We start from the raw sequence: 15,383 nt of genomic DNA, 5'->3' as shown, positions 1-15,383 counted from the left end.
TCACACGCTAAAGCTATTGACTGTCCTGAGAATAATAAGCCACTGCTTTTTTTATATCTTCGACAGATTTGAAATCGAGATTCTCCGATTTTACATATGTTTCTGCGGATTTTCCTTGTTTTTTCAATAATTTTCCCAATGATTTGAAAGAATCGAAACGCTTGAATTCATTTAGTATTTTCAAATAATAAACATTGTGGGAATTTGTTTTAAAAGATTCGGTCGATTGAAGTTTTTGAGTGGTTAAGTGCCCGAATGCCCGTGCGGCATTGTCCACCGCTCCCGTAGAAGATTTTATTCCATATCCGACAGATTTCCCTTCTGATACGATGGACGATTTCCAGCGTATATACAGAGCATTATTATCGATGTTTATTTTTTCATAAAATTGCCCTTCTTTTATATGTTCAAAGTTACGATTTGCGATGCTTATTTCTGCTATATAGGAAGTTTGTGTCAATTCTAATAATGTAGAATCCGGATCTTGAAGAATAAAATACATCTTTTCGTCCACTTTATTGTAATTGAGAAGGGCGCTTTTTTCCGTACCGGTTTTATAGACTATCTTCCCTGGCATAAATTTTTCGAATAAAAAGATTCCTTTCCACTCACTCTGTGCTGATAAATTCACATGAGCGATACAGAGGAAAAAGAATAATAAAAGATTTTTCATAATATTCTTTATTTAATGATGTAAATCAGGGCACACAAAAATTGATTGTTATAATTATTAGGTCAATTTGTATTTATTAACTATTTAATGTTAAAATCTGACACATCTGACACTTTTTTTACTTTTTTTTATTTGTCATTTTTGCATTCGTTAACTATGTATAGTTAAAAAGTAACAAAGGTTACAGTATTTTTAGTCATCAGTTATCAGTCATCAACTTGTTTCTCGTATCTTGTTTACTCGCAACTTTTTTCAAAAACTTTACAAACTTTACACTATTTTCTATCTATCTTTTTTACTCTCTCTGTAAGTCCCCCTTGTCAGGGGGGAGGGGGTGTCAATTTTTGGCTCCGCCGATTTTCAATTCAAAGAGCTATAAGCTAACGGCTGTATATAGATAAATTTTTTTAAAAGGATTAAATTTCGAGGTTTGCTCCAGATGTAAATAAAAATAACGCTAGTCCGGATACTCAATACGCTGTTCTCATTTATTATTATAAGGCACTACCTCCAGTTTATAGTTGTTATCCGGTAGAATAGACGCATCGAATTCTATTTCCAGTTCTTTACTTTCCCCCTGCATCAGGGTAAAATAGTTGTCATTCATAATAGCCGGAAGAATACGTTCTCCGTCGGATATCCTGTAAGGCTGTACATGCACGGCAAATGCGACAGATGAACCTATGTTCTTAATCGTTGCTCTTATAAACTTCTTATTATCGCGTGTTTCAATTTTCGAAGTCGTACTGAGTTTAGCTTTTCCCATCTTGTTTAAAGCAGTATAATCTCCCAAAACAGTAGACCGCCAGTAGAAATTATCGGATACAATATCGCCGTTGTTATCTGTCAGTTCGAAGCGCAGGAAATGAACGGGAGTTAAATCGGGTTTAGCCTTATTCCGTCCGTAAACCTCAAATTCATATAATGAATAGCCCCATTCTGTGGCCCGTTTCAGTCCCAGCATCTTTACATATCGTGCCATAACGGGTCTGATCTTTATCTCTTCGTTTTTACCTTTGGAATTATCGTTTTGATATACATCTTTCCACTCTGCAGCATCATTCGAAACCTGCAACTTATACGCCTGGGCATGCGCATCTTCCCATTTAAGGGTTATACTGCTAATTTCCTGCCGTTCGCCCAGATCTACGTATATCCATTCATTATCGTTGTAATTGCTGGCCCAGCGGCTTCCATCGCTGCCGTCTGTTACTGCAACAGCTTCTTCTGCATCGATAGATCTGGAAGAGGCCACCACTTTTTTCTGGTAAGCCATATTATCGGTGACAAAGTTCATAAAAAACAGATCAGTAACGCTATTGGCCTTTGCATCTGCATCAATGCGCTGTTCATATTTCTTCATTTCCTTTCCGTTGAGATTATAAACTGTTGCTTTAGCGGTCAGACCTTTAACATCGTTGAGCGTAGTGTTGATTATTTTCACAGAATTATCGGCATAGCTCCACTGAATGTGAACATGCTCGCAAGCCTTCTTCACTCCCCAGTATGCACCGGTCAGGTCATAATAATAATCGTAGGTCTGCCACACAAATGACGGGTATGCCGACTGGCTCATCCATGTCATTATACCGCTGGCGTCATTCCACATATGGTGTTGCCATCCTTCATACATGGCTTTGTTAGACTCTATATTCAGAAGCTGCGCTTTACGGCAGAAATCTTCGATTCCTTCAGGTTTGCCATAATTTTCAGTAATCATGCCAACATATTTGTCGGGGGAAGCATTTGCCGCCTGCGGGCCGAAGAAGTGCTTATCCCACATATCGTTGCGAGGCCACCACGATTCTTTCGGCATGAATTTCCTGAAGCTCTCAAACGTAGTGAATACGGCAGTGCCTATTTCAGTGCGGAATCCCCAACCCGGTTTGCCTTTGAAGCCGTACATCATCGGATACTTTGAGAAATACCAATTCGGGTGGAAATTTCCCCAAGGGCCGCTACCCGACAGGCCGTCATTATTGGAAATATCCTGATACCAACGGTCGCCGGCATCGAAATGTTCCACATTCCCCCTCAGCCAGTCATTGAGCGGAGCAAGCGGATAGCCTTCGTTCTCTCCGCACCATACAGCTATACAGGGATGGTTACGCAAACGCTTGATCTTTTCGATTGCATTGTTATTGAACGCTTGGACATCGTCCGGCAGGTTCTTATGGGAATTCAACCAGAAGTCGTCCCATACCATAATACCGTATTTATCGCAGGCGTCGTAAAATTCATCATCGGTTGTAGAGCCTATCCAGTTACGGATAATGTTATAGTTCATCTCTTTATGCAACCTTACTTTCAGATCGTATTCCTCACCGCGGCAACGAAGCATATATTCGCTCATGCCCCAGTTACCGCCTTTGGCGTAAACAGGTACTCCGTTTACTTTGATACGGAATACATCATCGACTCTTTCGTAGCTGTACTCTTTTATCCCGAATGTTATCTTTTTAGAATCGGATACTTTGCCATTCACTGTATAAGTGAGATCGCATGTATACAGATTAGGATCGCCGTAGCCATTAGGCCACCACAGTTTTGGATTATCTATTTCCAATTGTTTAGAGTCTTTCGGTTCTATCCTGAACGGTTTCTGCATACCTCCGCCGATTTTTATTTCTTTGGAAAATTCGATATTTCCGGGCCGGATAATACCCTTCAATACGCCCGTTTGTTCTGTTGCCGTGTTATTGCTCAGTTCTACCTGTAATTCGATTAAGCCTTTATCCTTGTCTGGGACTTTTGTCCTTATCCACGGATCGACCATAGATACTTCGCGTGAAGTGCTGAGATACACATCATCGGTTATACCACTCAACAAGCCCGGGACATAAGGCATCCAGTCCCAGCTGGCGCTGGAAATGTAAGTCGGGCTTGCATAATTAGGTACGGGAAGCCCTACCCAATACGCCAATACCACTAATACATTCCTGCCGTTTTTGTTTATCAGGCCGGTGATGTCGAATTTGCCCCTATCCATAAAACCATCGAGAAGCCCCAACCTGTTTCCGTTAAGGAAAATTTCACCTTTTCTGTTTATTCCTTCAAAGTTGAGCCACAGTAATTCTCCGTCTGATAAAGCTGGTGTATTGAATTCGCCGCGATACCAGAAATTCTTATCATATTTCGATTTATCTACTTTATAAGCGTTATCTCCAAAGTTCGGGTCTTCTTCAAGTCCGGCTTCTACATACGATCCGAAAACGGTACCCGGAACTACTGCCGGTATCCAATCGGACGTATTATATCCGGAAGACATCATTTTCCGGCCATTACTATCAACTTCATCCTGCGCCCTGACCTTCCAGTCTATATTGCCGGCATCGCTGTTCAGTGAAATTTTAGTGTTTTGTGCATTTATATAATGAACCGCCCAAATAACCAGCATACAAGTCAATATCAATATCTTTTTACTCATAACCTTAAATCATCTTTGTTTTTATTTTTTTGAAAGAGAGAATGGAGCTGCATCTTTACCCGTACCTCTGCTCTTGTTCGGCTGGCTTCCCATCTCATATTTGATTGTTCCTCCGTTTACGATGTCTTTGTAAGTGATATAGTTCTTGCTCAACGGGCTGCCATTCAATGTAACAGACTGTACATATACATTATCTTTACTGTTGCTGCTTGCCTCGACTACAAATTTTTTACCGTCTTCCATCGTAATAGTCGCCTTTTTGAATAACGGACTACCCAATACATATTCATCCGTTCCGGGACAAACGGCATAAATCCCCAAAGCGCTAAGAACGTACCATGACGCCATGCCTCCCTGATCTTCGTCGCCCGGATAACCTCTCTCCGTATGATTATACAGATCATTCATTATACGGCGTGCCCAGTATTGGGTTTTCCATGGCTGCCCCGCATACGAATACATATAAATCATATGCTGGATAGGCTGGTTGCCTTGTGCATATTGTCCCATGCCGGCTAGTTCCATTTCTCTCATTTCGTGGATTACACCACCATAAGTGCCGGGTTTGATAATATTAGGAACGATGAATACCGAATCCATCTTCGCCGTCATTTTATCGGGACCTCCAAACATATCGATCAGGCCTTGTACATCATGGAAAACAGACCATGTATAATGCCACGCGTTGCCTTCGCAATAAGGACCTCCCCAGACAAACGGATCGAATGGTTCCTGCCATTTACCGTCTTTATCTTTTCCTCTCATGAATCCTACGGTCGGGTCAAATACATTGCGGTAATTATACACCTGTCTTTCAAAAACATCCATGTAGAAACGGTTTCCTGTCATTCTTGCCAGTTCATAGCCGCACCAGTCATCATAAGCATATTCTAGTGTTTGTGCAGTAGAGCCGGACGATTCCGGATATGGGACATAACCCAGTTGGAAATATTCTTTCCAGAAAATACGTCCGTTAGCACCGCCCCACGGGCCTTTATTCATCGCTTCGTGCGCATAGGCTTTCAAAGCCCGTCCGGGATCGAATGTGCGGATACCTTTTGCCCATGCATCGGCAAGAAGCGAGATTGCATGGTTACCGATCATACCGCCTGTTTCGCCGGGTTGTGACCATGACGGCAGCCAGCCGCACTGGTCATGCGCATCGAGTAAGGCATTCATATATTGTCCCTGCATAGTAGGGTGGAGAATGTTAGTCAGAGGGAATTGTGTACGGAATGTATCCCAGAATCCGTTATCGGTGTACATATAACCGCTATAAATCTTCCCGTCGTAAGGGCTATAATAATAAGGTTCGTTATTCTCGTTACGTTCGTAAAATTTGCGCGAAAAAAGATTTGCACGGAAAAGGCACGAATAAAAAGTTCTTATTTGCTCATCCGTTCCTCCTTCTACAATTACCCTGTTTAGTAATTTGTTCCAGGTTTCTGCCCCCCGGGCCTTTGTTACTTCCAGATTCTTATTGTTACCTAATTCACTATTTAATGTGAGCAATGCCTGTTCGGGGCTTATATATGATGAAGCAGCTTTTAGTTGTACTGTTGTTCCTTTTTTGAATTTAATGTATGCACCCGCACCTTTGCCGTCGTGATGCAATTCGTCAGGGAAAATTTCGTCTTTCTCATTCTCCCATGTACCATATGCCTCAAAAGGCTTATCGAATTGTATTATAAAATAATTACGAAAGTTTTCCGAATGATTTACAAAACGCTGGTTATTTACCCAGCCTTTAATCTGTCTTTTCTGCGGATCTATTTTTACTTCGCTCATATTGGTATATCCGTCGAGTACCAGATAAGCGTCCCCGTTTTCAGGGAATGAGAAGCGGATATGTACCCCGCGCGTTGTAGGCGCCATTTCGGTAGTAATACCATTGTCAAATGTAACTTTATAATAATGCGGTTTGCCGATTTCGTTATCGTGGCTGAACTTCGCGGCTCTCTTATCTTGATTAACAATCAATTCGCCAACCATCGGCATCAAGGAATAAACAGCATAGTCACTCACCCACGGACTACATTGATGGGCCTGCTGGAATCCCCGGATTTTATTATCGGCATACATATATTTGAACCCTTCTCCGTTCCTGTTTGTCTGAGCTGCCCATGTGTGCATCCCGAAAGGCATAGCCGTTGTAGGATATGTATTACCGTAACTAAGCCCGAAATTGGAATCGGTTCCCTGAAGCGTATTTACATATTGTACAAGGTCTTTTAACTGTGCATTGGCGGTTGTAGCGGATAATAAAAGAACCCAGAATATAAAGTTAATTTTTTTCATATATATGATTATTGAATCCGCAAAGTCCGAATATTAAACATTCTTATATCCGGACTTTGCGGATAATTATAATTTATAACCCTAAAGCCAATCTGACTTTTAGCCCGATACTGACAGGTATCACCCTATCACTCAATGTTTGGGTAAGTGTATTGCTTTCATAGCCGATTGATGAATTAAGAACACTGTTATTCAATGGAACCAATCCTTCGGTTGTATCCCCGAACTTGGTAAAGTTCTGATTGCGGCTGTCTTTCACGATATCATTCAATCCGTAATCGAGATATGCACCCGTATATATAAACAGCTTATCCGCCAAAGCCCACTTCATTCCGAAATCGGCGCTGAAAAAGCAAACAACTCTAAGTCTGATATCTTCATTATTCGAATAATCTGTAAACGTTCCGAAGCCCATAAATTCCTGAGTTTCACCCCAGTTTTCAGTATCATGAAAGAATCCTTTATTTACCATTTCTGAGGCCGAAGATTTATATTTCCCTTTCACGGGAATGCCCAATTTAACTCCTGCCTGCGCATACAGCTTGTTCTTTTCCCCTGATTGGAACTGCGCCATTAGCGGGATATTCAGATATGTCACATTTTGTTTTTCCTTATAACTCTTCACCGAAGAATAAAAATCATACAATTCTCCATCCGACGCGTCAACCAGAGACCGGGACACATTATTAAACTTATCTTGAGTCAACTCCGCCTGATATAGGGAGAACTCTGCCCCTGTATTCAATCCGAAATTTTTGGAAATGAAATAGGTATAACCTATTCCAAAGTTACCACCGGTGCCATTCTTATGGTTGCCAAAAGCTGCTTCATAATCCAACGTCGACAGTCCTCCCGCTACAGATACCGAAACCTCAGACTTGTTTTTCTGAGCCGAAACAACAGTAGCCGAAGCAAATAGAATGGAAACAGCGATAAGGGCTTTTATTATTGTTTTTCTCATAATCATTTCATTAATATACGTTTAACTAAAATATTCCTATTTAACAACGACCTTCAGCGTTTTTTCAAAATCATTCTTTGCTTTAAACCTGACCATATATATACCGGATGTAAACGGCATACTCACCATGGTTGAACGTCCCTGAGCTTTAACCGCACTGAGCTTGTTACCATAAATGTTGTAGACTTCAATCGTTGCATTCTGGAGTAAATCTTCATCAATATCCGCATCTACAGTCACTTGTTCACCTGATTTAACAGGATTCGGATGAGTGAGTATACTCATACTCTTCAGCGTTATCCGTTCTGCTTCGGAACGTAAATCTCCGTCAGGGGTTTTCAATACAACGTGATAAGCAGATGTCTGGCTCAACAGGTCGTTCTTCTTCGAACCGGCCAGGTAGCTGGTTCCCGTAGCGCCTGCAATCGGACTTCCGTCGAGATACCATTGGTAACCCGTTATATTGTAATCTTTTAATTTGTTAAGATACAACATGAGCGTATTGTTCCATTTCACTTTAATAAGGTCGTCAAAGGTAAAACGCTTGTTAAAGATTAACGTATATTCTTTTTCGGCTTTCCCGTCTTCCGATGTGACTTTTATGTTATATTTTTTGATGTCGGGCCTGTCCAGTTCCGCAGAAAATGTATATTCACTTGCCTTACCATCTATAGTCCCTTTGTCTACCGTTGTCAGATTAACCGCAAAACTGCTTCCGCTCGAAGCCGGCAAGTCTATAGCCATAACATCTTGTACAGCCACAGGTTTACCATCTACAGTCACGCTTTCCAATTCGGCGACAGAACCGGTCTCATATTTAAATTTCCCCAAAAGCTGCCATTCTGCTATTTGCAATCCTGTTCCTCCCTTTGATGCCAAAACATCGAGGCGGAAATGAGTATAATTACCATTGACAGGCACATTATAATTCACGGTTTGGGAGCGGTGCTCAAATTCAGCGTAATAACGCTCGTCGAGTACAGTCCATGATGTTCCGTCATTCGAACCCGATAGCTTCCAGTGCAAAGGGTCTTTGTCGTCTTTGTCGGGAGAATCCGGCGCAGAAGTGATTGTATAGCGCCTTAAATTAACCGGAGACGGAGATTCGTATTCAATCCAGGCTTTTCCTGCATTGACCGAATAGATAGTCGCAGCATCATTATCAGTCGCATTTTCCATACCGCTTTCGTATTGGGCGGTAAGAACCCCTTTGTTGTCGGTAGCATCCTGATTCACAATACTCAGGTTGTCGCGCCAGTCTTTCACCCGGAAGAAGTACGGCAGGTATGTGTCGGCATTTCCGGTTGCATACCACGGCTTGTCGTCCTGAAAATTTTTGGAAACGGAAAAGAATATTTCCCCGTTTTTGGAATGTTGTGGATGAACAGCCAATAATGAACAGAAAAATGAGTTCTCCGTACTTATTTCGGCCGGTAATTTCGCTATTATTTTCTTGTTTGTGAATGGCCCATAGGGAGTCTCGGCCTCATAAAGCACGATTTCATCGCTAAAGCATTTTCCCGGCTGGGCAATCCCATAATATTTCCCGGCATCTTTAAATACAAACACAGGGTCCTGCACTATAGTAGCTCCTTCCCAATTGGCAAGGTCATTTTGCCATGACGTATCGGTAGACCATTCTTTTGTTTTGGCATTATAAAATTCCCAGCCACCCGTAAGGTCGCCATTAGTAACACGGGCAACAAGGCCATACCGTGTACAGATGCCTTCAATATCGGCATAACCGTATATATACACAGTTCCGTCATCGTCCTTGAATACATATCCCCCGAAATCCAGTCCATATCTGCTCTCACCTTTCATAAGATTCCGTGTCATATGCTTATACTTTTTTATCTCCTTCAACTTGAGATCGGGCAGGGAGAATACAGCCACATCGGCCGACACACCATTCATACCCCACATTCCTCCCGAGCCATCGTTTTGCACACGGCTGAGGATCATCTGAAGTTCGGGAACACCATTGCGATAATAGACAGAGCTACCCGCAGGCCAGTACCATACACTGTTTTTGTTCAAAGGATTCCCATTGTCATCGGTCGGTATCATGACTTCCTTTACCGGAGGATTGCCGCCCGGCGAACCTTCATTCAATAGCCGGAAAGCGCTAAAATCCTCACCATCCTGTACCATGACGAAGTTGCGTTCGAATTGGTTATCTCCTGTTCCCACTCTGGTGCGGTCAGAAAGTACAGTACCTGTATGGGAGTCGCCCCATACCCAAATACTCCGCCCGTCGCCCAGCGGCTCAGACCGGCCAATATCACCGCCTGTCCATCCGTGCCAGCGAGTGAAAAAACCGTCGTAATCCTTATCGGAATAAACCTGTACATTGGCATCTTCACCTCTGTTTGGCAAGAGTACCCAGTTTGGAGTCTTCTGCATCGGATATTCGCTGCCTTGTGTAATAGAGATTGTCCGTGTTTCATCGATATACTTCCCGTTACCGGCCGGGTTTTCACCATTGCCATCGGTACCTACCACATATCTAAGATTAAAATCCCCGGTTTGATTATCGGTAAATATGCGGAACGTAAAAGTAAAATCATCGCTTTTATTATTGTCGCTATGTAAAAGCTCAAGTATATCAATCGAACGCCCCCCCCACCAATAGTAACCGGCCGGAGCCGGAAAAGCAGCATTCAAAGCATCCGTATAATACTGATCGAAAGCGAGGCGCCCGTATATATTTTCATCGGGATTAGGAAAATGTACGGTATATTCGGTATAATCCTGCGCTCTCCATCCTTCAGGCAAAAGCGCGCCGAAATAGCCTCTTCCTTCTGTTTTGGTCGGATTGGTATGTTCGCAGACAAAGGTCACGTCAAAATAACTGTTGGTCTCCGCCGTTGTGGGATGGTTCAGCGATCTCAATCTGAAACAGCCATATAGTATAAAGCTGATAACGAATAATGACAGGACGAATATGTATAACCTCTGCGAAGTTTTGAAAAATTCATAAAATCTTTTCATATGCATTATAAATAAAGGTCATGAATGTGTATCGTAATAGTATACAGGGTTATCATTCATATACATGATTGATAACCCTGCCTCAATAGTTTTTTAGAACGACATCTGCACGCCGAAGTTTATCACCCGCTGGTTCATATATGCGTCACCTGCCGAGTTCGTCTTTATTTCAGGGTCCTGCTGATATTTATCATAGTTCGTCTTAGTGAACAGATTGTAAGCATTCACATAGAAACGTGTACTATATATTCCTTTTGGCAATGTACTCTTAGGTAGTTCATAACCAAAGTCAATCGTTTTAAGACGGATATACCATGCATTTACTAACCAGAAGTTCGACATATAGGCTTCACTGCTGCTTACGGTCGCAGGGTTTGTTGTCAGGCGCGGGAAGTCAATTGTTTCTCCATTGTCATATCTCTCCTGTGTCCAGCGTTTCATGTGAATGGGCTGGAACTGGCTCTTGAAAGATTCTATACCCGTTCCTACTACACTGAAACTGTAATCGAACGATCCCTGGAACAACAGACTCAGGGAGAAGCCCTTGTATGATCCGCCTATGGTATAACCAAGTGTGGTGGTAGGCAGGTTAGGCTTACCGATAGCGCTTTTGTCGAAGTCATCGATGACACCGTCTCCATTCATATCCAGATATTTCAGGTCACCTGCCGATACAGGAACAGAAGGAACGGCAATTTTATTCGGGTTGCCCGCATTGATCTCGTCTATGTCACTTTGTGTGTAATATCCTACCCATGTATAACCGAAAGGTTGATCGATCGGTTTACCTGTTTCGGCCAGCCATGGGAATCTTTGCTGAGCCTCGGCTTTATACTTCACTTTATTCTTTGCATAAGAGAATACGAGGTTGGTATTAAAATTAAATTCTCCGAATTTACTTGTATAACCAATTTGTCCGTCGAAGCCCTGATTGGAGGTTTCCCCTATATTTGTGCGAGGTAAGCCTATACCCAAAAGTAATGGCACATCCTTTCTTTCTACCAACTGATCGTAGCGGTAATCATAGAAATAATCTACCGTAAACGATAACTTGTTGCTGAACAGGCTGACATCAACACCGATATCTAATTTACGGGCTTTTTCCCAAGTGACCGACTCATTGCCTAGCGTGCCTTCCTTATATGTTGCCACACCTGCTGCATTCGTATGGCTTTCGCCAAAACGATATCCGCCTCCTTGCTCATACACCTGCTTGAAGAGATAGCGGTTGCCTGCTGTTACATCAGAACCTACCAATCCGTATGAAGCTCTGATTTTCAGCATATCAACCTTGTTGCCGAATTTTTCCTGAAAGAAAGGTTCCTCACCTATATTCCATCCTACCGCGACAGCAGGAAACCATCCGAAGCGGTTGTCTTTTCCAAAACGGTCGGTTCCGTTATAAGCCGTGTTCAGGTCGAGCATGTAACGGTTTTTATAGTTATAGTTAATCTGGCCTGTATAACCTTCGAATTTTGCAGGAACTTCGGGATTCATAAAAAGGTAATCCCAATCTCTGGTTCGATTTTGTCTGTTCCACATCAACATTCCCTTCAAATTGTGGACTTCGTTGAAAGTACGCTCGTAATTAACAAAAGCCTGTAAATTAAAATCTCTGATAGCTTTGTTGATACCTGCCCCGGGTATATACTTCTCATAAGCGTATGAGTTTGCCGTAGGATTGATCGTATACGAGCCTTCTCCGTTCTCAGTAGGCGTATAATGATAGGTAGGATACATGTCCTTAGCCCGCCACATTCTTCTGGAGTTTTCATCTATGCTGGAATATGCTATACGCAACATGCCCGAAAGCCCTTTGGTGATGAAATCTAAGTTTTGGGATACATCGAATAGTATATTAGAATCGAATCTCCTTGTACGGCTGTAACCTTCATTTGCCAGACGCGCATTCAACGTAGGATCTTTACTGTCGGTAAGGAAGTAATTATGATAAGCGTAAGTTCCGTTCGGGTTTTTCAGAGGAGCCGAAAATGGGGTCATATTCTTAAAGTTGTAGATTTCCCCTACGGCGTTCAAACTGTTCGGTTCATTGATATTCATAAAACGGGACGACATATCCAAACGTACTTTTGTTGTAGACGTGACATCGAAATCCAGATTAGTACGGAAATTAAACCTACGGTAAAAATAGTCGGTATTCACTTCGCCGTACGGGTCCTCAAAATTACGTGTCAAGCCATTTTGCGAGAAGAATCCGCCTGTAACAAAATATCTCAATCTTTTGGTACCACCCGAAATATCCACGTTTGCATTCTGCTGGCTGGCTACGTCTTTAAAAATCTCTTTGTACCAGTTCACATCAGGATGACCATAAGGGTCGTCTCCAAGCCTGAAATGTTCAAGATCAGCATTGGTAAACGGTTTGCTGCTTTCCAGCCCATCATTTACGAAAGCCTCGTTTGTCAGTGATGCTGCTTCATAAGCATTCAAAAATTTGGGAGTGCGGATTGGCATAGTCAAACCGCCTTCAACCCTTACATTTATGCGGGGGCGACCTTCTTCGCCACGACGGGTTTTTACTACCAAAACGCCGTTAGCACCCTTGATACCGTAGATAGCCGTAGTAGAAGCATCTTTCAGGATTGAAATACTTTCTATTTCGTTTACATTGATCTGTTGCAACTGGTCGTATGTATATTGAACATCGTCTACAATAATCAGTGGTTGGTTACCTTCATTGTTCAAAGAGCTTACACCCCTGATAAAGAAATCGGATGCATCTTTACCCGGTTGTCCCGAACGTTGTTGCGAAAAGAATCCGGGTAATTTCCCCGCCAATGCATTTTGTACACTGGATGTGGGAACAGTTCGTATTTCTTCGGCCGACATAGCGCTCACGGCTCCGGTCAACGTGATTTTCTTTACTTTACCGTAACCGACAACCACGACTTCATCTAATGCTGTCTGATCGGGCCGGAGTACAATATCCAAAGTCTTCTGGTTAGTTATTTTGACAGATTGCTTTGCGAAACTGATAAAAGAGAACGTAACCTGATCTCCGGATTTCACCGTTAATATATAATTACCGTCCGGATCAGTCATCGTGCCGTTTGTTGTTCCATCAACGGTAACGCTCACTCCCGCCAGAAGTTCTCCGTCAGTTGATGATACCTTGCCTTTCAGCTGGAACTGTTGTTGTCCGAAAGCAAAGGCAAAGATTTGTATGCTTATAAATAATAGAGTTAGTCTTTTCATATCAATTGATTGTTAAAGAATTGATAAACATAGCTTTGTTACCAGCCTGGGTTTTGAACCATGTTACTGTTTTTGTTTACTTCACTGTACGGTATAGGATATAGATATCTTTTCGGGTCGAATTTCGCATCCAGAACATTGATATGTTCTATCTGGACGTTTCCTGTTCTCATCACCAACGCTAATCCTTTCAGTGGTCGGCTGAAAATATCTTCGGCGATTTTCCAACGTCGTATATCCCAGAAACGTTGCTCCTCAAATGCCATTTCAATTCTTCTTTCGTTGCGGATAAGTTCCCTCATCTCTACGCAGGTTGTGTTATTGGCTATACCGTAAGTTTCGTCATCGCCGTCAATTCCTGCCCTTTTCCTTATTTCCCTGATATAATTAATTACTTTGGCATCAGCCGTTGTCTTTGAAGTAGCAAGATCATATTCGTTTTGTGCTTCGGCATAGTTGAGCAATATCTCGGCATAGCGGAACAAAACCCAGTTACGGAGAATCCCTGTATATTTCTCCTGATCTTCGTATTTACCCATAAACTTACGCAGGTAATAACTGGTTTTTGTTGTAGCTTCGGTAACTCCGCTTGGATTGCTTCGTCCACCGATGTATGTAGCCAGCATCGAACTCAGCCATTGTGAACCATTATGTAGTACAGTATAATTAAGGCGAGGATCGCGGTTATCGTACATCGTCTGTTCCGAGTACACATATTTTGTGCTCTGGCCTATCTGTTTTCCGTCTTTCATGGGGAAAGCATCTACCAGGTCCTGGGTAGGGCTGGTACGTCCGTTACCTTTCGCTTCACTTGAAAATCCTAATGGACCGTTGTTTACCTCCACATCTGTTTTGTCGTTACCCCCCTGCACATGGAAGATAACTTCGTTTGTAGACGGGCCGTAATAGTTAAGAAAAACATCCCTGAAATCACTCATTAAGGCATATCCGCCATAATTTCCTCCAGGACCCCAGTCTTTGATGAAATTCTCTGCTGCATCCGCAGCTCTTTTCCAGCGGGCAGGATCATATTTTTCATAACCTACATACGGATTTCCGGCTTTGATCGGAGATTCATTAAATAATGGACTGGCGGCATATAACAATACCCTTGTCTTGAGAGCCATAGCCGCTCCTGATGTTACCACATGGCCGTCTGCTCCGGCATTGGCGATAGGAACCGAACGCAGGCTGTCTTTGATATTGTCGAGCTCATTTACGATATACTCTATACATTCGTCGAATGTATTTCGCGGAAACTCCATCGGTTCACCTAATTCGTAAGGTATATCGCCAACCAAAGGCACACCGCCATAGCGTTTTACGAGTTCAAAATAGTAGAAAGCTTTGAAGAATCGGGCCTCGGCCTTCAGTGCTCTGTTAAGAGGCATTTTAGTTCCGATGTGATTGTCATATGTTTGCATGAAGGGGACCACGTCTATATTGTTTATGAACGTATTCGACCAGCGGATTCCCCTGTAATAATTAGCCCATCCCATGTCAGCGAGGCGTACAAAAGGTGAGTACCTGCCTATCTGTAATTGATAAATTTGATTTTCCGAATTGACTGATGTGACAGCATCATCCGAAGCTGCGTCGAGATAGTCTCCGTCTATGGCATTGTGTCCGTATCGCAAAGCACTGTAAATGTTGTTTAAATATCTTTTTGCGTCTACTCCCAGTGAGTCTGTGGTTGAAAACACATATTCAAGCGTATGCTTTTCTACAGGTACATCTTCGTAGTCGTTACATGACCACAGCGTGCAGAACAGGCCTATCAGTATGATATATAATTTATTTTTCATGTCTTTCAT

At 42.5% G+C, this 15,383-nt stretch carries 7 protein-coding genes; all 7 read right to left on the bottom strand.

Annotation, left to right across the window (positions count from 1 at the left end):
- Positions 1-13: 13 nt before the first annotated feature.
- The 7 genes from B3317_RS16845 to B3317_RS16815 all read right to left on the bottom strand — a co-directional run bounded on the left by B3317_RS16845 (position 14) and on the right by B3317_RS16815 (position 15,383).
- A complete protein-coding gene (locus B3317_RS16845; RefSeq protein WP_291113837.1) occupies positions 14-673 on the bottom strand; it encodes a hypothetical protein in 660 nt (219 codons plus the stop codon).
- A gap of 484 nt (positions 674-1,157) precedes the next feature.
- Entirely contained in the window at positions 1,158-4,100 is a 2,943-nt protein-coding gene (locus B3317_RS16840; RefSeq protein WP_291113834.1) for a discoidin domain-containing protein, read from the bottom strand.
- 21 nt (positions 4,101-4,121) lie between these two features.
- A complete protein-coding gene (locus B3317_RS16835; protein ID WP_291113831.1) occupies positions 4,122-6,398 on the bottom strand; it encodes a GH92 family glycosyl hydrolase in 2,277 nt (758 codons plus the stop codon).
- Positions 6,399-6,471: 73 nt separating this feature from the next.
- Complete coding sequence (locus B3317_RS16830) at positions 6,472-7,359, bottom strand: porin family protein (RefSeq protein WP_291113828.1); 888 nt, start codon at positions 7,357-7,359, stop codon at positions 6,472-6,474.
- Positions 7,360-7,395: 36 nt separating this feature from the next.
- Positions 7,396-10,353, bottom strand: a complete 2,958-nt coding sequence (locus B3317_RS16825) for a DUF5005 domain-containing protein (RefSeq protein WP_291113825.1) — start codon at positions 10,351-10,353, stop codon at positions 7,396-7,398.
- A gap of 93 nt (positions 10,354-10,446) precedes the next feature.
- Positions 10,447-13,569 (bottom strand): SusC/RagA family TonB-linked outer membrane protein, encoded by a 3,123-nt coding sequence (locus B3317_RS16820; protein ID WP_291113822.1) that lies wholly within the window; start codon positions 13,567-13,569, stop codon positions 10,447-10,449.
- 38 nt (positions 13,570-13,607) lie between these two features.
- The gene (locus B3317_RS16815; RefSeq protein WP_291113819.1) at positions 13,608-15,383 is read right to left on the bottom strand and encodes a RagB/SusD family nutrient uptake outer membrane protein; all 1,776 of its coding nucleotides are present in this window, start codon (positions 15,381-15,383) and stop codon (positions 13,608-13,610) included.

This window comes from Dysgonomonas sp. UBA7710 (genome assembly GCF_002482385.1).
GTDB lineage: Bacteria > Bacteroidota > Bacteroidia > Bacteroidales > Dysgonomonadaceae > Dysgonomonas.
The sequence above is the reverse complement of the archived record's forward strand: the minus strand, read 5'-3'. Positions and strand labels throughout refer to the sequence as shown.

Coding starts and splice junctions, on each gene's coding strand:
- B3317_RS16845 (WP_291113837.1), bottom strand. CDS start 673: ATGAAAAATCTTTTATTATTCTTTTTCCTCTGTATCGCTCATGTGAAT.
- B3317_RS16840 (WP_291113834.1), bottom strand. CDS start 4,100: ATGAGTAAAAAGATATTGATATTGACTTGTATGCTGGTTATTTGGGCG.
- B3317_RS16835 (WP_291113831.1), bottom strand. CDS start 6,398: ATGAAAAAAATTAACTTTATATTCTGGGTTCTTTTATTATCCGCTACA.
- B3317_RS16830 (WP_291113828.1), bottom strand. CDS start 7,359: ATGAGAAAAACAATAATAAAAGCCCTTATCGCTGTTTCCATTCTATTT.
- B3317_RS16825 (WP_291113825.1), bottom strand. CDS start 10,353: ATGAAAAGATTTTATGAATTTTTCAAAACTTCGCAGAGGTTATACATA.
- B3317_RS16820 (WP_291113822.1), bottom strand. CDS start 13,569: ATGAAAAGACTAACTCTATTATTTATAAGCATACAAATCTTTGCCTTT.
- B3317_RS16815 (WP_291113819.1), bottom strand. CDS start 15,383: ATGAAAGACATGAAAAATAAATTATATATCATACTGATAGGCCTGTTC.